The 18,911-nt window shown below is 65.7% G+C and carries 19 protein-coding genes; 13 read left to right on the forward strand and 6 right to left on the reverse strand.

The genetic code is table 11. The features are described from left to right. Nucleotides 1-4: 4 nt before the first annotated feature. The 11 genes from gspE to BRPE64_RS13610 all read left to right on the forward strand — a co-directional run bounded on the left by gspE (nt 5) and on the right by BRPE64_RS13610 (nt 9,116). On the forward strand, nt 5-1,501 hold the full coding sequence (gene gspE, locus BRPE64_RS13560; RefSeq protein ID WP_044042202.1) for a type II secretion system ATPase GspE: 1,497 nt from the start codon (nt 5-7) through the stop codon (nt 1,499-1,501). A gap of 4 nt (nt 1,502-1,505) precedes the next feature. Beyond that, entirely contained in the window at nt 1,506-2,723 is a 1,218-nt protein-coding gene (gene gspF / locus BRPE64_RS13565) for a type II secretion system inner membrane protein GspF (protein WP_016346697.1), read from the forward strand. Beyond that, nucleotides 2,723-3,136 carry a type II secretion system protein N gene (locus BRPE64_RS13570; protein ID WP_044041790.1) on the forward strand — a complete coding sequence of 138 codons (414 nt, stop codon included), beginning with the start codon at nt 2,723-2,725 and terminating at the stop codon, nt 3,134-3,136. The genes gspF and BRPE64_RS13570 overlap by 1 nt, the downstream gene beginning before the upstream one ends. A gap of 163 nt (nt 3,137-3,299) precedes the next feature. Beyond that, nucleotides 3,300-3,770, forward strand: a complete 471-nt coding sequence (gene gspG / locus BRPE64_RS13575; RefSeq protein ID WP_044041792.1) for a type II secretion system major pseudopilin GspG — start codon at nt 3,300-3,302, stop codon at nt 3,768-3,770. Between the two features lie 27 nt (nt 3,771-3,797). Then, nucleotides 3,798-4,280: a GspH/FimT family pseudopilin gene (locus BRPE64_RS13580; RefSeq protein ID WP_016346700.1), complete on the forward strand. Its 483-nt coding sequence runs from the start codon at nt 3,798-3,800 to the stop codon at nt 4,278-4,280. After that, nucleotides 4,280-4,666, forward strand: a complete 387-nt coding sequence (gspI, locus tag BRPE64_RS13585) for a type II secretion system minor pseudopilin GspI (RefSeq protein WP_016346701.1) — start codon at nt 4,280-4,282, stop codon at nt 4,664-4,666. The genes BRPE64_RS13580 and gspI overlap by 1 nt, the downstream gene beginning before the upstream one ends. After that, on the forward strand, nt 4,644-5,330 hold the full coding sequence (locus tag BRPE64_RS13590; RefSeq protein ID WP_016346702.1) for a PulJ/GspJ family protein: 687 nt from the start codon (nt 4,644-4,646) through the stop codon (nt 5,328-5,330). The genes gspI and BRPE64_RS13590 overlap by 23 nt, the downstream gene beginning before the upstream one ends. An 8-nt stretch (nt 5,331-5,338) precedes the next feature. Then, nucleotides 5,339-6,454 (forward strand): type II secretion system minor pseudopilin GspK, encoded by a 1,116-nt coding sequence (gene gspK / locus BRPE64_RS13595; RefSeq protein ID WP_016346703.1) that lies wholly within the window; start codon nt 5,339-5,341, stop codon nt 6,452-6,454. A 36-nt stretch (nt 6,455-6,490) separates the two neighbouring features. After that, nucleotides 6,491-7,840 (forward strand): type II secretion system protein GspL, encoded by a 1,350-nt coding sequence (gene gspL / locus BRPE64_RS13600; RefSeq protein ID WP_044041797.1) that lies wholly within the window; start codon nt 6,491-6,493, stop codon nt 7,838-7,840. Beyond that, nucleotides 7,837-8,340 (forward strand): type II secretion system protein GspM, encoded by a 504-nt coding sequence (gspM, locus tag BRPE64_RS13605; RefSeq protein ID WP_044042203.1) that lies wholly within the window; start codon nt 7,837-7,839, stop codon nt 8,338-8,340. Before gspL ends, gspM begins: the two co-directional genes overlap by 4 nt. After that, on the forward strand, nt 8,337-9,116 hold the full coding sequence (locus BRPE64_RS13610) for a type II secretion system protein N (RefSeq protein WP_016346706.1): 780 nt from the start codon (nt 8,337-8,339) through the stop codon (nt 9,114-9,116). Before gspM ends, BRPE64_RS13610 begins: the two co-directional genes overlap by 4 nt. Nucleotides 9,117-9,137: 21 nt before the next feature. Here BRPE64_RS13610 and BRPE64_RS13615 read toward each other — a convergent pair whose 3' ends face one another. Together BRPE64_RS13615 and BRPE64_RS13620 are read right to left on the reverse strand one after the other, a co-directional pair. Then, on the reverse strand, nt 9,138-10,694 hold the full coding sequence (locus BRPE64_RS13615) for an efflux transporter outer membrane subunit (RefSeq protein ID WP_016346707.1): 1,557 nt from the start codon (nt 10,692-10,694) through the stop codon (nt 9,138-9,140). Nucleotides 10,695-10,883: 189 nt separating this feature from the next. Further along, the gene (locus BRPE64_RS13620; protein WP_044041805.1) at nt 10,884-11,174 is read right to left on the reverse strand and encodes a hypothetical protein; all 291 of its coding nucleotides are present in this window, start codon (nt 11,172-11,174) and stop codon (nt 10,884-10,886) included. A 210-nt stretch (nt 11,175-11,384) separates the two neighbouring features. On the opposite strand from BRPE64_RS13620, the gene BRPE64_RS13625 reads away from it, so the two are divergent. Both BRPE64_RS13625 and BRPE64_RS13630 read left to right on the forward strand, forming a co-directional pair. Continuing rightward, the gene (locus BRPE64_RS13625; protein ID WP_016346711.1) at nt 11,385-11,873 is read left to right on the forward strand and encodes a MarR family winged helix-turn-helix transcriptional regulator; all 489 of its coding nucleotides are present in this window, start codon (nt 11,385-11,387) and stop codon (nt 11,871-11,873) included. Between the two features lie 126 nt (nt 11,874-11,999). Continuing rightward, nucleotides 12,000-13,559 (forward strand): DHA2 family efflux MFS transporter permease subunit, encoded by a 1,560-nt coding sequence (locus tag BRPE64_RS13630; protein ID WP_016346712.1) that lies wholly within the window; start codon nt 12,000-12,002, stop codon nt 13,557-13,559. A gap of 11 nt (nt 13,560-13,570) precedes the next feature. On the opposite strand, the gene BRPE64_RS13635 is transcribed toward BRPE64_RS13630, so the two are convergent. The 4 genes from BRPE64_RS13635 to hslU form a co-directional block, all read right to left on the reverse strand. Further along, the gene (locus BRPE64_RS13635) at nt 13,571-14,122 is read right to left on the reverse strand and encodes a hypothetical protein (RefSeq protein WP_016346713.1); all 552 of its coding nucleotides are present in this window, start codon (nt 14,120-14,122) and stop codon (nt 13,571-13,573) included. A gap of 161 nt (nt 14,123-14,283) precedes the next feature. After that, the gene (gshA, locus tag BRPE64_RS13640) at nt 14,284-15,903 is read right to left on the reverse strand and encodes a glutamate--cysteine ligase (protein WP_016346714.1); all 1,620 of its coding nucleotides are present in this window, start codon (nt 15,901-15,903) and stop codon (nt 14,284-14,286) included. Between the two features lie 220 nt (nt 15,904-16,123). Further along, entirely contained in the window at nt 16,124-17,206 is a 1,083-nt protein-coding gene (ada, locus tag BRPE64_RS13645; RefSeq protein ID WP_016346715.1) for a bifunctional DNA-binding transcriptional regulator/O6-methylguanine-DNA methyltransferase Ada, read from the reverse strand. A gap of 355 nt (nt 17,207-17,561) precedes the next feature. Continuing rightward, nucleotides 17,562-18,902, reverse strand: coding sequence for an ATP-dependent protease ATPase subunit HslU (gene hslU, locus BRPE64_RS13650; RefSeq protein ID WP_016346717.1), 1,341 nt, complete (start codon nt 18,900-18,902; stop codon nt 17,562-17,564). Between the last annotated feature and the right edge of the window lie 9 nt (nt 18,903-18,911).

Genomic DNA, 18,911 nt, shown 5'->3' on the forward strand with positions numbered 1-18,911 from the left:
CACGATCGGCACGGCCGGCGCGGCTGACGGCACGACGGAGCACGCGAGCGCGGCGGCATCGCCGCTGGCGGCGCGTCTCGTGCCGTACGGCTTCGCGCGCAGCGGCCAGATCCTGCTCGCGCATCAGCACGCGGACGGCATCGAGGTGTGGATCAGCGACCGCACGACGGACGCCGCGCTCGCCGAAGTCGCACGCAATTTCGGCGCGCTGTCGATCGTGCGCAAGCCCGCCGACGAACTCGCCGCCGCCATCAATTCGGCGTACGCGCGCAACGACGGCAGCGCGGCGCAGGTGGTCGGCGAGGTGGAAGGCGAAGTCGATCTGTCGCGCCTGATGCAGGACATTCCGGAAGTAGAGGACCTGCTCGAATCCGAAGACGACGCGCCGATCATCCGCATGATCAACGCGCTGCTCACGCAGGCGGCGCGCGAACAGGCGTCGGACATTCATATCGAGCCGTTCGAGAACGCGTCGGTTGTGCGCTTTCGCGTCGACGGCACGCTGCGCGACGTCGTGCGTCCGAAGAAGGCGCTGCACGGCGCGCTGATCTCGCGTATCAAGATCATGGCGCAGCTCGATATCGCCGAAAAGCGTTTGCCGCAAGACGGCCGTATCACGTTGCGCGTGGGCGGACGTCCCGTCGACGTGCGCGTCTCCACGCTGCCGACCGGCCACGGCGAGCGCGCGGTGCTGCGTCTGCTCGAAAAGGACGCGCAGCGGCTGAACCTCGAAAAGCTCGGCATGGCGCGCGACACGCTCGTCGATTTCGACAAGCTGATCGGCCGCCCGCACGGTATCGTGCTCGTGACCGGGCCGACCGGCTCCGGCAAGACGACCACCCTGTACGCGGCGATGTCGCGGCTCGAAACCACGACCACCAACATCATGACGGTGGAAGATCCGATCGAGTACGACCTGTCCGGCATCGGCCAGACGCAGGTGAACGAGCGCATCGGCATGACGTTCGCGCGTGCGCTGCGCTCGATTCTTCGTCAGGATCCGGACATCATCATGATCGGTGAAATCCGCGATCTCGAAACCGCGCAGATTGCGGTGCAGGCGTCGCTCACCGGCCACCTCGTGCTCGCGACGCTGCACACGAACGATGCCGCCTCCGCCGTCACACGTCTCACCGACATGGGCGTCGAGCCTTATCTGCTGGCGTCGTCGCTGCTCGGCGTGCTCGCGCAGCGGCTCGTGCGGCAACTGTGTCCGGTGTGCAAGGAAGAGCGCATCGAGGAAGACGGCACGAAGCGCTGGCATCCGGTCGGCTGCGACCGATGCGGCCAGTCGGGCTACTCGGGCCGTCGCGGCGTGTACGAACTGCTGCTGATCGACGATGCCATTCGTCCGCTGATCCACCGCAACGCGGCGGATGCGGAGATTCTGGAAGCCGGCCGCGCGCAAGGCATGCGCACGCTGCGCGAGGACGGCAACCGCTGGCTCGCCTCGGGCGTGACTTCGCTGGAAGAAGTCCTGCGCGTGACGGGCGGAGACTAAATGTATGCCGGCTTTTCGTTTCGAAGCGATCGACTCGGCGGGCAAGACGCAAACAGGCGTGCTCGATGCCGACAGCGCCCGCGCCGCGCGCAGTCAGCTGCGCACGCAGGGCCTGACGCCGCTCGTCGTCGAGGCGGCGGGCTCGCGCACGCGCGGCGAGCGTCAGCAGCGGCTTTCGCTCGGGCGGCGGCTGTCGCAGCGTGAACAGGCCATTCTCACGCGCCAGCTCGCGAGTCTGCTGATCGCGGGTTTGCCGCTCGGCGAGACGCTCGCGGTGCTCACCGAGCAGTCGGAGCGCGACTACATCCGCGAACTGATGGCCGCGATCCGTGCCGAAGTGCTCGGCGGCCATTCGTTCGCCAATGCGCTCGCGCAGCATCCGAAAGACTTTCCCGAGATCTACCGCGCGCTGGTTGCGGCGGGCGAGCACACCGGCAAGCTCGGGCTCGTGCTGTCGCGTCTCGCGGACTACATCGAGCAGCGTAACGCGCTCAAGCAGAAGATCATTCTGGCGTTCACGTATCCGGGCATCGTCACGCTGATCGCGTTCGGCATCGTCACGTTCCTGTTGAGCTATGTGGTGCCGCAGGTCGTCAACGTGTTCGCGAGCACGAAGCAGGCGCTGCCGTTCCTCACCGTGATGATGATGGCGCTCTCCGCCTTCGTGCGCAGCTACTGGTGGGCGGTGCTGATCGGTGTCGCGCTGTTTGCGTGGCTCGTGAAGAGCATTCTCGCGCGCCCCGGCCCGCGCATGTCGTTCGACCGCTGGCTCTTGACCGCGCCGCTCATCGGCAAGCTGGTGCGTGGCTATAACACGGTGCGCTTCGCCAGCACGCTCGCGATCCTGACCGCCGCCGGCGTGCCGATCCTGCGCGCGCTGCAGGCGGCCGGCGAAACGCTCAGCAACACGGCGATGCGCGATAACGTCGACGACGCCATCGTGCGCGTGCGCGAAGGCTCGTCGCTGTCGCGCGCGCTCGGCAACACGAAGACATTTCCGCCGGTGCTGGTTCACCTGATCCGCTCCGGCGAAGCGACCGGCGACGTCACCACGATGCTCGACCGCGCCTCCGAAGGCGAAGCGCGCGAACTCGAACGCCGCACGATGTTCCTGACGAGCCTGCTCGAGCCGCTGCTCATTCTGGCGATGGGCGGCGTCGTGCTGGTGATCGTGCTCGCGGTGATGCTGCCGATCATCGAACTGAACAATCTGGTGCAGTAATGAACGCCCTGCAAACTCGCTTGCTCACGCTCGCCGCCCTCGCGCTTTTTTGCGTGACGGTGACGTACTGGGTCGTCACGCTGACCTCGCGTCAGACGGCGCCGCTGCCCGCCGCGGCCGCGACGCGCACGCCCTCGGTCGAACTGGCGGCAACCATTTTCGGCGGAAGGCTGGAGCGCCAGGCCAATCAGGACGTGCATCTGTTCGGCATTCTGGCGTTGCAGGGCGGCGCGGCGGCTATCGTCAGCTATGGCGGCGAACCGGCGAAGGCGGTGTCGCTCGGCGGGCCGCTCACTCAGGGCGTGAAGCTCTCGGAAGTGCGTCCGCGCTCGATCATCATCGATCGCAACGGCGTGAAATCGGAGATTTTCCTGCCGCAGAATCCGCCCGGGCCGACGATCTGGGTACGCTGAGCGGGCACGCGACGCAATGCCTCGCACGAGGCCGAATCACGCGATGAAAGCAGATCGCTAGAATGACCGGCGGCTTCGGCAGGACGCGAAGCCGCGCGATTTTTCCAATCATCACCGGGCACGCGGCCCGGAAACGATATTTTCAATTCAAGAGGTAGCAGTCATGCAAATGTGGACACAACGCCGCATGCAAATTCAACAGGCTCAGGCACAGGGACGTCGCCAGCGCGGCTTCACGCTGATCGAAATCATGGTCGTGATCGCGATTCTCGGCATTCTCGCCGCGCTGATCGTGCCGAAGATCATGAGCCGTCCGGACGAAGCGCGCCGTGTCGCGGCGAAGCAGGACATCGGCACCATCATGCAGGCGATGAAGCTGTACCGCCTCGACAACGGCCGCTACCCGACGCAGGAGCAGGGCTTGCGCGCGCTGGTCGAGAAGCCGTCGACGGAACCGGTGCCGAACAACTGGAAGGACGGCGGCTATCTGGAACGCCTTCCCGCTGATCCGTGGGGTGGCCAGTATCAGTATCTGAATCCGGGCGTGCACGGCGAAATCGACGTGTTCAGCTACGGCGCGGACAACAAGGCGGGCGGCGAAGGCAACGATGCCGACGTCGGCTCCTGGCAATAGACGTTTCATCGGCAGAAGGCAATCGACGTGAACACGCACGGCAGGCACATCGGGACTCGACGCGAAGCGGGCTTCACGCTGCTCGAAATGCTCGTCGTGCTCGTGATCGCCGGCTTGCTCGTGTCGCTCGCGTCGTTGCAACTGACGCGCAATCCGCGCACCGATCTCAACGAGGAAGCGCAGCGGCTCGCGCTGCTGTTCGAATCCGCGGGCGAGGAAGCGCAGGTGCGCGCGCGGCCGATCGCGTGGCAGCCGCTCGACGGCGGCTTTCGCTTCGACGTGCGCACGGAAGACGGCTGGCGTCCGCTGCGCGACGATCTGCTGCGCGCGCGAAACTGGGAAGGCGGCGTGACCGGCGTGACGATCAATTTTCTCGATTCGGACAAGTCGGTGAGCCGGCTCGTGTTCGGCACCGAGGCGATCGACACGCCCATGGAAATCACCCTGATCTCGCCGGCGGGCCGCGCGACCATCATCGGCGGCGGCAATGGCCGCTTTCAGGTGCGCTGATGCAACGGGCCCGCCCGCAACGCGGCTTCACGATGATCGAAGTGCTCGTGGCGCTCGCGATCATCGCGGTGGCGCTCGCCGCGTCGCTGCGCGCGGTCGGCTCGCTCGCGACGGGCGAAGCGGATCTGCACCGGCGCTTGCTCGCGGGCTGGAGCGCCGACAACGAACTCGCGCAACTGCGGCTCACGCACACGTTTCCGGCGATCGGCTCGCGCACCTTCGAATGCTCGCAGGGCAATCTGAAGCTCACGTGCACGCAGCGCGTGAGCCAGACGCCGAATCCTATTTTCCGGCGCGTCGAGATGCTCGTCTCGACGCCGGGCCGCTCGGGCTATCTCGCGCAAATGGTCACGGTGGTGGCGAATGAAACCAATCGCTCGCTCTGACCGGCGCGCTCGTGGCCGTCACGGCACGCGCGGCTTCACGCTGCTGGAGATGCTGATCGCAATCGCGATTCTCGCGGTGATCGCGGTGCTGTCGTGGCGCGGGCTGGATTCCGTGATCCGCGCCCGCGCGACGATCACCAACGCAATGGAAGACGAGCGCGTGATCGCGCAATTGTTCGACCAGATGCGCATCGACGCGCGCCAGGCCGCCACCGACGACGAAGCGGGCCAGCCCGCCGTGCAGATCGGCAACGGCTCGCTGCAGATCGTGCGCGGCCTGTTCGCGCCGGGCACGCCGCCGCGTCTGCAAGTGGTGCGTTACCGGCTCTCGGACGGGCGTATCGTGCGTTATGCGTCGCCGCCGCTCGCCAATGTCGGCGAAGTGCGGCGCGCGCTGTCCTCCAGCGACACGACGGGCGGCTGGAGCGCGATTCCGCTGATGGGCGGCGTCGGGTCGCTCGCGACGCGCGTCTATATTCCGGAAAAGGGCTGGACGACGAGAATGAGCGACGTGCTCTCGCAGATCAACCAGAACGACAACAACCTGAAAGTGCCGCAACTGGGCAACGCGCCGCTGTCGCGCGCGGTGACGGGCGTTCAGGTCGCGGTCGGCGCGCGTAATCTGCAAGTGCCGATCACGCGCGTGTTCCTGGTCGGAGAGTGACGATGCCAATGCCCAGCCGAAGACCAAACCAGAAGCAGCGCGGCGTCGCGATCATCAGCGCGTTGCTGGTGGTGTCGCTCACGGCCATTCTGGTGTCGGGCATGCTGTGGCGCCAGCAGGTGCAGGTGCGCCGCATCGAGAATCAGCGGCTGCTCGCGCAGGCGCAGTGGATTTCGCGCAGCGCGCTCGACTGGACGCGCCTCATCCTGCGCTCGGAAGCCGATACCTCGCCCACCGTCACGTATCTCGGCGGCGTGTGGGGCGTGCCGATCGCGAAGACGAAGCTGTCGGACTTTCTCGGGCAGATCGGCGAAGTGCGCGCGCAGGAAGGCGCGTCGACGTATCTGTCCGGCTCGATCGAGGACGCGCAGGCGAAGTTCAACCTGCGCAATCTCGTCTCGACGCCGACGCCCGGCGTGCTGACCGTCAACGTCGAGCAGATTCAGTCGTTTCAGCGACTGCTCACGATGCTCGGCCTCAACGGCTCGCTCGCGAAGACGGTGGCGTTGCAGATGCGCGCGGGCCTCGGGCGCTCCGCGACGCGCTTCCAGACGCAGACCGGCAACAACATGAGCAGCGCCAACGGCACGAGCACGCAGGCGACGATCGCCGCGCTCGCGCAGGGCGGCGCGACGGGCGGCGGCACGTTCACCGACGATCCGGGCCTCAAGGACGCCGACGACAACGCGCCCGTCGCGCCCTTGCAGATGATCAGCGTGGATTCGCTGCTCGACGTGCCGGGCTTCTCGGCGGAAGCGGTCGCCAAGCTCCGGCCGTTCGTCACCGTGCTGCCGACGACGACCGCCGTCAACATGAACACCGCGCCCGCCGAAGTGGTGGCCGCCGTGGTGCCGGGCATGAATCTGTCGCAGGGGCAGGCGTTCGTCGCGCGCCGCGAGACGGTGTTCTTCCACGACGTCGGCAACGTGCAGCTCGCGCTCACGGGCGCGGGCGTCAAGGCGGCGACGTCGATCGATCCGAACGAACTCGACGTCACGACGAAGTATTTCGTGATCCGCGGGCGCGTCGAACATGAGCGCGCGCAACTCGAGCGCACGACGCTCGTCTATCGCGACCCGACGACGCACACGACGCGCATCGTCTACACGCGCGACACGCTTTGAGCTCGCGCGCATGTCATTGATGAGAGGAAGTGGTCTTTGAGCACACTGATCGTTTTATTACCGCCGCGCGATCCCGCGGTGCGCTCGGAAGAGTGGCATCTGCCGGATCTGCCGTTTCTGCTGCTCGACAAGCGCGGCGAGCCGCAACGCGTCGGCCGCGCGGCGCTCGGACTTCTGCCGCGTGCGAGCGCGACGGTGCTGATCGTCGCCGCGCGCGACACCTTGCTGCTCGCCGCCGCCGTGCCGCCGCTCAAGGGGCCGCGGATGCGTCAGGCATTGCCGAACGTCGTCGAGGATCAGCTGATTCAGGATCCGCAGACGTGTCATATCGCAGTCGACCCGGTGGCGCTCGCCGACGGACGGCGCGTGGTCGGCGTGATCGATCGCGGCTGGTTCCGCTTCGTGCTCGGCGCGTTTGCCGGCGCGGGGCATCGCAATGTGAAGGCCGTGCCCGCGACGCGTTGCCTGCCGGTTCCGGCTGCGGCGGTCGTCGAAGAAGGCGAAACGCCGGTCGCGCCGATTCCGTCTGCGCAGTCGACGCCGTTCGTCGCGGGCTTGCTCGGCCACGTCGTGTCGACCGCGCCCGCGTTGATCGGCGAGCTGGCCGCGCCCGCGCCCGCCACGCTCGGCGCGCCGCGTATCGAAATTGCGATTGCGCGCGGCGAACGTGCGGCGCTCGGCGAAGGCCTCGCGCTGCCGGCCGATTCCATTCCGGCCACGCTGGCGGCGCTCGCGGGCAATCATCCCGCGACGCTCTACACGCTCGTCGATCTGCCCGGCGATGAACCGCGCCTTGCCGGTTCGCGCAACCTGGGCGGCATTTCCGGCGCGCAGCCGCTCGCGTTCGAGGCACTCGCGCGCAATGCGCTCGCGAGCCGCTTCGATCTGTGCCAGTTCGAATTCGCCGCGCAACCGTGGCGGCTCGACCGCGCGACGATGCGGCGCCTGCGCGTGCCGATCGCGCTCGTGGCGGCGTCGATCCTCGTGTCGATCATCGGCGTGAACGTGCAATGGCTGCAGCTTGCGCGTCAGCGCGACGCGATCAGCGCGCAGATGACCGAGCTTCTGCTCAACGCGTTCCCGAAGACGACCGTCGTGCTCGACGCGCCGGATCAGATGACGCGTAATCTCGAACGTCTGCGCGTGGCATCGGGCGAACTGTCGCCGACCGATTTCCTCTCGCTCGCCGACGGACTCGCGCGCTCGCTCGGTCCGGTGCCGGTGAACGGCGTCGCGGGCCTCGACTATCGCGACCGGCATCTCGAAGTCACCTTCAAGCCGGAAACGACGGTCGATCCCGACCTCACGAAGCGCCTCGCCGCGAACGGCTTGAACGGTTCGATCGACAGCAACACAGGCAAATGGACGATCAGGAGCGGCCAATGAAAGCAGAAATCGGACGTTCGCTGACGGAATTCTGGGAAGGACGCACGCCGCGCGAAAAGGCGCTGCTGATGTGGGGCGGCCTCGTGCTCGGCCTGGCGCTCGTCTATCTCGTGCTGTGGGCGCCCGCGTACGACGGACGCCAGCGTCTGCGCGACACGCTCCCGACCATGCAGCGCCAGCTCGCGACGATGACCGCGCAAGCCAACGAAGCGCGTGCGCTCGCGGGCAGCGCGGAAAGCGTGACGCCGACCGGCGGCGCGTTGCGCGATGCGCTTGCGAAGTCGCTCGCGGACAACGGCATGCAGCCGACGCAGATTCAGGTGATCGGCGCAGCGGTGCAGATTCAGTTGAAAAATGCCTCGTTCCCCAGCTGGACGATATGGCTCGACGACGCCCGCAGGCAGTTCAAGGTGCAGGTGTCGGAGGCGCACGTCACGGCGCTCAAGCCCGACGGTCAGGTGGATCTGACGGCCTCGTTGCAACCGGCCGGCGTGAAATGAGTTACTGGACCCGGCGAATCCGGCTCGCGCTGCCCGCGCTTTTCGTGATGATCGTGTCGATCGGCGCGACTTTGCTGGTGATGATGCCCGCCGCGTGGATCGTGCCGCAGTTCACCAAGGCGACGGGCGGCCACGTCAATCTGGTCGATCCGGCGGGTTCGCTGTGGCGCGGCTCGGCCACGCTGATGCTGGCCGCCGGCAGCGACGGCGCGGGCGCGACGCTGCTGCCGGGGCGCATCGAATGGACGACGGCGTTCTGGCCGCTGTTCACCGGCCGCGTGCACATGACGATGCGCCAGACCGAGGCGATGCCCGACGCGGTGATCCTCGACGCCAGCACGCGCGGCGCGACGCTGACCGGCGGGCAGATCGCCGTGCCCGCGACGCTGCTGTCGGGGCTCGGCGCGCCGTTCAACACGCTGGACTTCGACGGCAGCGTGCGGCTCGCGTGGACGGAATTTCGCCTGCTGAACCGCAACGCCTACGGTCAGGTGGTCGTCACGCTCGACGACATGGCCTCGCGCGTGTCGCGCGTGAAGCCGCTCGGTTCGTATCGGGTGGCATTGCAGGCGCAGGGCGCATCGGCGACGATCGATCTGTCGACCAGCAAAGGCCCGCTGATGCTCACGGGCAATGGCTCGATCTCGCCGACATCCACGGCGTTTCAGGGGACCGCGACGGCCGCACCCGAGCAGCGCGAAAATCTGGCGGGCCTTCTGAACCTGCTGGGCCGGCACACCGATCCGGACACTGTCGCGCTGACTTTGATGCGCTGACTTTGATGCGCTGACGAAAACTCAGCGATTGGCGGTGGTTTGCGTGCCGCTCGAGTTCGACACAGCGCCGGACGCAGCGGCGGGCGCTTCCACCGCGCCCGTTTCGCGATCCATCTGCGCGACGTCCCAGCCGCCGCCGAGCGCCTTCACCAGTCCGACCGACGACACCATCCGCTGCCCCGCGATATTCGCGAGCTTTTGCTGCGCGGTAAATGCGGTCGTCTGTGCGGTCAGCACGTTGATATACGCGACCGTCCCGGCCTTGTACTGGTTGTTGATGATCGCGAGCGCCTGCTGCGCGGACTCGACCGCCTGCTGCTGCACGACGATTTCCTTCTCCAGAATGCGCAACGACGCGAGATTGTCCTCGACGTCCTGAAACGCCGTGAGCACCGTCTGCCGATAAGTGGCGACGTTCTGGTCGTACACGGCACGCGCGGCCTCGGTGCGTGCCGAACGCAGGCCGCCGTCGAAAATGGTTGCGGCGATGTCCGGCCCGAGCGTCCAAAAACGCGACGGCGCGCGCAGCAATTGCGACAGCACCGAGCTTTCGAAACCGCCTTGCGCCGAGAGCGTGAGCGTCGGGAAATACGCCGCCATTTCCACGCCGATCTGCTCGTTCGCCGCCGCGGCCTTGCGCTCCGCCGACGCAATGTCCGGACGCCGTTCGAGAATCGCGGACGGCATCTGCACGGGCACGGTGGGCGGGGTCGCGTCGAGCGGAATTTGCGGGAGCGAGAATGTCGAGGCCGGCTCGCCGACGAGCACCGCAATAGCGTGCTCGAACTGCGCGCGCGCGACGCCGTTGTCGATAGCCGAAGCCTGCGCCGATTGCAGCTGCGTCTGCGCCTGAATCACGTCCGAACGCGCGACGATGCCCTGCGCGTACTGATTCTGCGTGAGCTTGAGCGATTGCTGATAGGCCGCGACGGTGTCGTCGAGGAGGCGTTGCTGTGCGTCGAGCGAGCGCAACTGGAAGTAGGTCTGCGCGAGCGTGGCCTGCGCCGAAAGACGCGCGTTCGCGAGGTCGGCGGCGGCGCCTTCCTGGCCGGCCTTCTGCGCGTTGACCGTGCGCGAAACGCTGCCCCACAGGTCCGGCTCCCAGCTTGCGTCGAGCGCGAGGTTGAACTGGTTGTTCACCGAACCCTGCTGGCCGAAGCTGGAACTGTTGGTCGAGCGGTTGCCCGTGCCGGTGCCGGAACGCGACGCCGATGCCGTCGCGCCGATCGTCGGGAAATACGCCGCGCGTGCCTCGCCGACGAGCGCGCGCGCCTGCCGGTAAGCCGCCGCGAATTGCGCAATGCTTTGGTTCGACTGGTTCAGGCGCGTTTCGAGATCGTCGAGGCGCGGGTCGTGATAGACGCTCCACCAGTTGCCGCGGTCGCTCTGGTCGGCAGGTTGCGCGACTTTCCAGCCTTCGGGCGCTTCCTTGTAGCTGGCCGGAATCGTCGTGGACGGACGCTGATAGTCGGGCCCGACTGCGCAGCCGGCGACGAGCATCGCGAGCGTGACGGCGAGCGCCGCGGCGCTCAGGCGGCGCGTGACGACGGAAGCGGGGAAAGCGGGGTGATGCGGCATCTGCTTGTCGGAAGTCCTGTCGGCGCCGCTCCGTTCGATACGACGGACACGGCATGCCGGGATGGTAACGGAACGCGCGCGCGCTCGAAATGCGGCGCGCGCGTCAGGCAGACGTTAGCGTAACGGGTAAGCCGTAAGGCGGGTGTTACGCGACGGGAGGAATCGGTTACGACGCGTTACGGGCGCGGATCAGCGGCCTGTGGACCCGCAGCTTCCCGGACAAGGCGCGGGCAGCACCGGGCGCGCCACGGCGGGTGCAGGCCGGCCCGAAGCCGTCTTGCGCCGCTGCCGGTTCTCGAACCATCCCATGCCGAGCACCGCGAACGATCCGCCCGGCAGCAGAAAGACGATCAGATACAACGCGAGTCTCCACGAATTCAGCTTCGGCGGAACGAAGTGACGGGAAGCGTTGGCGATCATGCTGCTGACAGTGCCGAAACGTCGGCGGGCGGTGTGGGCGGTGCGGGAGAAGCGGGTCATCGGATGGTCCTTCGGTGCGTCGGCGTACGACGCGGCTGGCGATCAGAACATGGTCTCGGGCGGCGCAATGAGCGCGTAACTCGTTGCATAGAATAATATTGACTGTGCAACTACTTTTCAAGATACTGCTGATTGCTTTTTCGCGTTTGTTGTCTTTGTGAAACGCGACGCAGTGTCGCAACCCCGCTTCATCCGCGAGACCCGAGTCGCATGACCAGCGAACCGCTTTACGATCCGGCCACGATTCAGCTCGAAACGAGCCTTGGCTATTACCTCGCCCGTGCGCGCAACGCGCTCATCGCGCGGACCGACCAGGCGCTCAGGCCGCTCGATCTGACGTCGCAGCAAATCGGTGTGATGCTGATGCTCGCGTCGGGCCGGGCACGCACGCCGCTGGAGCTGTCGCGCGAGATGTCCTACGACAGCGGCTCCATGACGCGCATGCTCGACCGGCTCGAAAAGAAGGGCTTCGTGAACCGCACGAGGAGTGCCGCGGACCGGCGCATCGTGGAGTTGAGCCTGACGGAGCGCGGGCGCGACGCGGCCGGGCAGTTGCCGGTCATCGGCGCGGCGGTGCTCAACGAACAATTGCGCGGTTTTAGCCGCGCTGAACTGGATCTGCTGACCGGGATGCTGGCGCGGATCATCGACAATACGCCCGTGGCCGATTCCATCGGCTGCGCGCTGGACGACGAATAACGCTCATTAATCCGACGAAATCGGCATTTTTGCGTCGATTTCGCTGTCTGGGCAGAGAATGCCGCGACAAGAAAAAGCTTGCGCGCGATGCGAGGCTGACCGCTTCGAATCCGCGCCGGAGAACGAATGATGTCCACCACCGCGACCAACCCGCCGCCCGCCGCACCCATGCCGCTCACCGGCGGCATTCTCGCCCTGTTGACAATGGGCCTCGCGCTCGGCACCTTCATGGAGGTGCTCGACACGTCGATCGCGAACGTCGCCGTCCCGACCATCTCCGGCAATCTCGGCGTGGCGACGAGCGAAGGCACGTGGGTCATTTCGTCGTATTCGGTCGCGTCCGCGATTGCGGTGCCGCTGACCGGATGGCTCGCGCGGCGCGTCGGCGAAGTGAAGCTTTTCACGATCTCCGTGCTGCTGTTTTCGATTGCGTCGGCGCTCTGCGGCCTCGCTCACAACTTCGAGTCGCTGATCGCGTTCCGGCTGTTGCAGGGTCTCGTGTCCGGCCCGATGGTGCCGCTCTCGCAAACCATCCTGATGCGCAGTTATCCGCCGGAGAAGCGCGGTCTGGCGCTCGGTTTGTGGGCGATGACCGTGATCGTCGCGCCGATCTTCGGCCCCGTGATGGGCGGCTACATCACCGATAATTTCACCTGGCCGTGGATTTTCTATATCAACGTGCCGATCGGCGTGTTTTCGGCGGCGATCGCGTATTTTCTGCTGCGCGGCCACGAAACGAAGACGACGAAGCAGCGCATCGACGCCGTCGGGCTGTCGCTGCTGGTGATCGGCGTCGCGAGCCTGCAGATGATGCTCGACCTCGGCAAGGACCACGACTGGTTCAGCTCGAACTTCATCGTGACGCTGGCGATTGTCTCGGCGGTGTCGCTCGCGTTCATGTTCGCGTGGGAGTTGACGGAAAAGGAACCGGTCATCGACCTGTCGCTCTTTCGCGACCGCAATTTCGCGATGGGCGTGCTCATCACGTCGCTCGGTTTTCTGGCTTTTTTCGGCTCGGTCGTGGTGTTGCCACTGTGGCTCCAGACCGTGCTCGGCTACACGCCGTGGCTCGCGGGACTCGCCACCGCGCCCGTCGGCATTCTGGCGCTCGTGCTGTCGCCGCTGATCGGGCAGAACATGCATCGGATGAATCTGCGCGTGGTCGCGAGCTTCGCGTTTCTCACGTTCGCGTTCGTCTCGCACTGGAACTCGACCTTCACGCTCGATACGCCGTTCCACCAGATCATTTATCCGCGTCTGATTCAGGGCATCGGCGTCGCCTGCTTCTTCGTGCCGATGACGACGATCACGCTCTCCAGCGTCTCCGACGAACGGCTCGCCGGCGCCGCGGGTCTGTCGAATTTTCTGCGGACGTTATCGGGCGCGATCGGCACGGCGGTCAGCACGACGTTCTGGGAAAACGACATGATCCGGCATCACGCGCGGCTCACCGAATCGGTGACGCCGTACTCGGCGGGCACGACGGCTTATACGGATCTGCTCGCGGGACTCGGTTTGTCGGGACAGGCGCTCACGGCGCAACTGGATCGCGTGGTGTCGGCGCAGGCGTACATGATGTCGACCAACGACTTCTTCCGCATTTCCTACTACGCGTTTCTGGTGCTGGCCGTGATGGTCTGGCTGACGCGGCCGAAAAAAGGCGCGTCAGCCACGATGGGGCACTGAGGACGCAGACGTTACTGCGGCGTGAGCGGCGTCACCGATTGCCCCGGCTGGCTGTCGAGGTTGAGCGGCACCGGCTGAGGAATCGGATTCACCTGCACGCCCGACGGCGCGGGAGCCTGCGTCGCTTGCGGCGTTGCCATCTGCCTGAGCGGCGGACCGTTGCGCACGAACTGCTTGAAGTCCGCGCCGGCCTGCCACGGATTCGGCTCGCAGCCGAGCGGGTTGTCGCAGTGCGCCGCGAAACCGATGGTCGCGGTGCCTTCGTTGGTGGGCGTCTTGGTGATCTGATAGGCGAGCGCGCGCTTGCCGCTCGACGGTCCCGCCGTCTGGATGATCGAATCCGTGATGGTCTGCAGCTTGTATTCCGAGTGATTCGTGACCCAGACCTGCGCGCGCGCCCACCACGCGTCGCATTCCGCCCGGCTCATGCACGTGAGCGGTTGGGTGGCCTGCTCCATCGTCGTGCTGCTGACCTGATCCTGCGTGACGCATCCGCCCAAGCCGCCCAATAGCACGAGCGACGCAGCCCCCAGCGCGGCCGCGCCGACGAATTTCTTTGCCATTGTTCCCCCGATCGTCGCTAAGTTTGTCGCTACGTTTTGTCGATAAGTCGCTAATTTTTGACTCGCCGAATCGGGCGATGTTTCGGCGCGTTTCCCTCTGTTGCAAAAGCCGGTAAGGCTTGCCGGCGCTTCGTGGCGCCAGGAAGGAAAACCTTGCCTGCTCAGACGCTGGCGGCGTTCGCCTTGTAGACCTGATACGCGGCGACGAACGCGTCGAACGATTCGGAATCGCTGCGCTCGACTTCAGCCTGATCGACGAGCGATTTCGCCGCGAGCGCTTCCATCGTGCGTTCTTCTTCCGCCGACAGCGGCCGGGCGCGGAACGACTCGGCGTGCCGCGTGCTCAGTTCGAGCGCGAAATCATCGAAGGATTGGTGCTTCTCGCGCATGGTTTGCAGCACGCGCGCCGACGGCGTCAGCGACGCATCCGCAATACGCGGGCGCAGCGCGGCGAGCGTGCGCGTGTGATCGTCGCGGCCGTTGAGCGCATCGAGCGTTCGGGCGACGGGTTCGATCGCATCGAACAGTTCTTCGGCCCATTGCTGCAGCGACACGCTCGCGCCGTCGCGCCGCAGCGTGAGGCCCGGCTTGCGCCCTTCCTTGGCGACCGCGCTGAAGTTGCCGTTCGCTTCGATGTTCGCGTCGGGCGGCAAGAGCGGGCTGTCTTCGAGCGCGCAATAGAGCAGATAGGCGTCGAGAAAACGCGCGGTTTCGAGCGAAATGCCGGTCGGCTCGAACGGATCGATGTCGAGGCAGCGCACTTCGATGTACTGCACGCCGCGCTCGGACAACGCCTGTAGCGGACGCTCGCCCGAACGCGTAACGCGCTTCGGACGAATGGTCGAATAGAACTCGTTTTCGATCTGCAGGACGTTGGTGTTGATCTGCACCCATTCGCCGTCGCGCTGCGTGCCGATGGCCTCATACGGCGCATACGGCTGGCTCACGGCTTTCGCGAGGACGTCGAGATAGGCGTCGAGATTGTCGTAGCTCGGCAGCAGCGCCGCCTGCGCCGGATTGTTCGTGTAGCCGAGATCGCTCATGCGCAGGCTGGTCGCGTGCGGCAGATAGAACGTGTCGGCATCGAACGTTTCCAGCCGATGCGACTTGCCTTCCACAAAGCGCCTGTTCAAAGCCGGCGACGCGCCGAACAGATACATCAGGAGCCAGCTCGTGCGGCGGAAATTGCGGATAAGCGCGAAGTAACGTTCGGACTGAAATTCCGCGGCGCTCAGCGTGCTCGTGGGATCGAGCGCCTGCCACGCGCGCCAGACATCTTCGTGCAGCGAGTAGTTGAAGTGAATGCCCGCGATGCATTGCATCGTGCGCCCGTAGCGCAGCGCGAGCCCGCGCCGGTACACGTGCTTCAGCATGCCGATATTCGAGGTGCCATACACGCCGAGCGGAATTTCGTCCTCGGGCGGCAGCGTGTTGGGCATCGAATCGTTCCAGAGCACCTCGTCGCCCATATGCGAAGAAGCAAAGCGATGCAGCACGTCGAGACTCGCCAGCGTGAGCGCGACGTCGGTTTCGGCGGGCGTGATCAGTTCGACCAGCGCCTCGGAATAATCGGTCGTGATGAGCGGATGCGTGAGCGCCGAGCCGAACGCGCGCGGATGCGGCGTCATCGCGAGTTTGCCCTGCGGCGTCACGCGTAAGCTTTCTTTCTCGATGCCGCGCAAGCCTTGACGCAACGCGTCGGCGTGCGGGCCGGACGCGAGCGCGGCAAGCCGGCGCGCGAAGGCGCCGGACTTGGGGTGAGCGGAATTCGTGTTTGCCATTGAAGCGATCTGCGAGGAGCGCGAGCGATGTTCGGCCCGGTCGTATTTTTTAGGGTAGCGGGCACTTTAACATCTCGAAGTCACACGTGCTTGAGCCCAGAACCAGCAAGGTTTTGCGGGTTTTTCGGGGCATTCGCGGAAGGGGCGCGGATGGTTTGCAGGAAAGGAAACGGCGCGTCGGGCGGCGCGCCGGGCGTGATCGAAGACGACGCAACGCGCGCTATGCGACCTTATCGTCGGCGCGGCGCGTGCGCTCCGTGTCGAGCAGCGCTTCCTTGCGCGGCAGCCCCCAGCGATAGCCGGCGATCGCGCCATCCTTGCCGATCACGCGATGACACGGAATCGCGAGCGCCACCGGATTCGACGCACACGCGTTCGCCACGGCCCGCACCGCGCGCGGCGCGCCGAGCGATTCGGCGATCTCGCTGTAGCTGCGCGTCTGGCCGTACGGGATGCGCCGCAACGCGTCCCACACGCGCTGCTGGAAGGCGGTCGCGCCGATATCCAGCGGCAGGTCGAAGCGTTCGCGCGTGCCGTGCAGATACGCGCGAATCTGCGCGATGAACGGCTCCATCTTCGCGGCATCTTCGAGGCGCTCCGCCTGCGCGAAATCGGCGGCAAGCTCTTCGACGAGCGCGGCGGCATCGTCGCCGAAAGCGATCTTGCAGACGCCCTTGTCGGTCGCTGCGACGAGCACCGTGCCGAGCGGCGTCGCGGCGCACGCGTAGCGCACGGTCAGGCCCGCGCCTCGTCGCCTGAACGCCGACGGCGTCATGCCGAGTTCGGCGGGCACGGCTTCGTACATCCGCGACGGCGAGCCGAAACCGGCGTCGTGCGTCGCGCGCGTGACGTCGCGGCCGCGCTGCAACGCGTCGCGCAATGCGCCGGCGCGCCGGGCCGCCTGATACTGACGCGGCGAAATCCCGACGATCCGCGAGAACAGCCGCTGCAAATGGAACGGGCTGACGTGCACGGCGTCGCTCAATTGCGCGAGCGTCATGCGCTGCTGCGGATCGGCGTCGAGCACCTTGCAGGCGCGCTCGACGATCGCCAGTTCGCGCGGCAGGCTCGTCGGCTGGCAGCGCTTGCATGCGCGGTAGCCGGCTTGTTCGGCGGCATCGGTGGTGCCGAAAAATTCGACGTTCTCGCGACGCGGCGCCCGCGACGCACACGACGGCCGGCAGAACACGCCCGTCGTGCGCACGGCGAAGAAGAAGGCGCCGTCGGCACGCCCGTCGCGCTCGACAACGGCCTGCCAGCGGATTTCATCGGTGGTGAAAATGGGGTCTGCTTCGGTTTTCATGACGACCTCGACGGCTCGTGGGGATGCGACCAATGTAGAGCCGTGCAGACGAGGTTACGCGCCGTTTCTTGCGGTGTCATCGGCGAGAGCAATGCGAAAGGAAACGCACAGATGCGACAGAATCACGCCATAGGGGTTTTTACTAAAAAATCTATTGCGTCGCGTCAACAGGCTGAGTATTATAGGAACTGTCTCCTCCATGTCTCCTCCTGATATGGATTCAGCCCGCCAACTAGGCGGGCTTTTTTTTGGCCTTTTTTTTGGCGCTAAATCTACGCCGCGGACATAAAAAAACCGAGCCTCGCGGCCCGGTTCTTTATTGTGACGCCAACTTTTTCGGCCCGAAGCCCGAAAATCAGAGCACGTAGCGCGAAAGATCCTCGTCCTCGGCCACTTCGCCCAGCGCGCGATCCACATACGCCGCGTCAATCCGCACGGGCTGGCCCGTGTGATTGCCCGCCGCGAACGACACTTCCTCCAGCAACTTCTCGATGACGGTATAGAGCCGCCGCGCGCCGATATTCTCAGTCTTCTCGTTCACCGAGTAGGCGACTTCCGCGAGACGCCGGATGCCGTCGTCGGCGAAATCGAGTTCGACGCCTTCGGTCGCGAGCAGCGCCTTGTATTGCTTGACGAGGCTCGCGTCGGTGGAATTCAGGATCGCCTCGAAGTCTTCGACGGACAGCGAGTCGAGTTCCACGCGAATCGGGAAACGCCCTTGCAGCTCGGGAATCAGGTCGCTCGGCTTGGAGAGGTGAAACGCGCCGCTCGCGATGAACAGGATGTGATCGGTCTTGATCATCCCGTACTTCGTGTTGATGGTCGTGCCTTCGACCAGCGGCAGCAGATCGCGCTGCACGCCCGCGCGCGACACTTCGGCGCCGCCCGCCTCGCTGCGCGACGCGATCTTGTCGATTTCGTCCAGAAACACGATGCCGTTCTGCTCGACGTTCTGCACGGCCTTGGTCTTGACCTCTTCGTCGTTGAGCATCTTGCCGGCTTCTTCATCGGTGAGGAGCTTGAGCGCCTCCTTGACCTTCACCTTGCGATGCGTCTTCTTGCCGCCGCCGATGTTCGCGAACATCGAACGGATCTGCTCGGTCATGTCTTCCATGCCCGGCGGCCCCATGATGTCCATGCCGGACTGCGGCATTTCGATGTCGAGTTCGATGTCCTTGTCGTCCAGCGCGCCTTCGCGCAGACGCTTGCGGAAGGTCTGACGCGTGGCGTTGTCGCCGTCGCTGCCGCCCGCCTCGGACGCGCCGAAACCGACCGGACGCGCCGTCGGCAACAGGATGTCGAGAATGCGGTCTTCGGCGCGGTCTTCAGCCTTGGTGCGCACTTTCTTCATCTCGGATTCGCGCGTCTGCTTGACGGAAATCTCGATCAGATCGCGCACGATGCTGTCGACGTCGCGGCCCACGTAGCCCACTTCGGTGAACTTGGTCGCTTCGATCTTAATGAACGGCGCGTCCGCGAGCTTGGCGAGACGCCGCGCGATTTCGGTCTTGCCGACGCCCGTCGGCCCGATCATCAGAATGTTCTTCGGCGTGATTTCCTGACGCAGCGGCTCGGCAACCTGCTGACGGCGCCAGCGGTTGCGCAGCGCGACGGCCACAGCCTTTTTCGCGCGCTTCTGGCCGATGATGTGCTTGTCGAGTTCGGAGACGATCTCGGAGGGAGTCATGGTGGTCATCGCGGTTTC

Origin of the sequence: Caballeronia insecticola, from assembly GCF_000402035.1 — a bacterium.
In the GTDB taxonomy this organism is placed as follows: Bacteria; Pseudomonadota; Gammaproteobacteria; order Burkholderiales; family Burkholderiaceae; genus Caballeronia; species Caballeronia insecticola.

Excerpts from the sequence above, each read along its gene's own strand:
- BRPE64_RS13570 (WP_044041790.1), top strand. The coding sequence starts at position 2,723 with ATGAACGCCCTGCAAACTCGCTTGCTCACGCTCGCCGCCCTCGCGCTT.
- BRPE64_RS13620 (WP_044041805.1), bottom strand. The coding sequence starts at position 11,174 with ATGACCCGCTTCTCCCGCACCGCCCACACCGCCCGCCGACGTTTCGGC.
- gspF (WP_016346697.1), top strand. The coding sequence starts at position 1,506 with ATGCCGGCTTTTCGTTTCGAAGCGATCGACTCGGCGGGCAAGACGCAA.
- gspI (WP_016346701.1), top strand. The coding sequence starts at position 4,280 with ATGCAACGGGCCCGCCCGCAACGCGGCTTCACGATGATCGAAGTGCTC.
- gspG (WP_044041792.1), top strand. The coding sequence starts at position 3,300 with ATGCAAATGTGGACACAACGCCGCATGCAAATTCAACAGGCTCAGGCA.
- ada (WP_016346715.1), bottom strand. The coding sequence starts at position 17,206 with ATGAAAACCGAAGCAGACCCCATTTTCACCACCGATGAAATCCGCTGG.
- hslU (WP_016346717.1), bottom strand. The coding sequence starts at position 18,902 with ATGACCACCATGACTCCCTCCGAGATCGTCTCCGAACTCGACAAGCAC.
- gspK (WP_016346703.1), top strand. The coding sequence starts at position 5,339 with ATGCCCAGCCGAAGACCAAACCAGAAGCAGCGCGGCGTCGCGATCATC.
- BRPE64_RS13610 (WP_016346706.1), top strand. The coding sequence starts at position 8,337 with ATGAGTTACTGGACCCGGCGAATCCGGCTCGCGCTGCCCGCGCTTTTC.
- BRPE64_RS13630 (WP_016346712.1), top strand. The coding sequence starts at position 12,000 with ATGATGTCCACCACCGCGACCAACCCGCCGCCCGCCGCACCCATGCCG.
- BRPE64_RS13625 (WP_016346711.1), top strand. The coding sequence starts at position 11,385 with ATGACCAGCGAACCGCTTTACGATCCGGCCACGATTCAGCTCGAAACG.
- gspM (WP_044042203.1), top strand. The coding sequence starts at position 7,837 with ATGAAAGCAGAAATCGGACGTTCGCTGACGGAATTCTGGGAAGGACGC.
- BRPE64_RS13615 (WP_016346707.1), bottom strand. The coding sequence starts at position 10,694 with ATGCCGCATCACCCCGCTTTCCCCGCTTCCGTCGTCACGCGCCGCCTG.
- gshA (WP_016346714.1), bottom strand. The coding sequence starts at position 15,903 with ATGGCAAACACGAATTCCGCTCACCCCAAGTCCGGCGCCTTCGCGCGC.
- BRPE64_RS13635 (WP_016346713.1), bottom strand. The coding sequence starts at position 14,122 with ATGGCAAAGAAATTCGTCGGCGCGGCCGCGCTGGGGGCTGCGTCGCTC.
- BRPE64_RS13590 (WP_016346702.1), top strand. The coding sequence starts at position 4,644 with ATGAAACCAATCGCTCGCTCTGACCGGCGCGCTCGTGGCCGTCACGGC.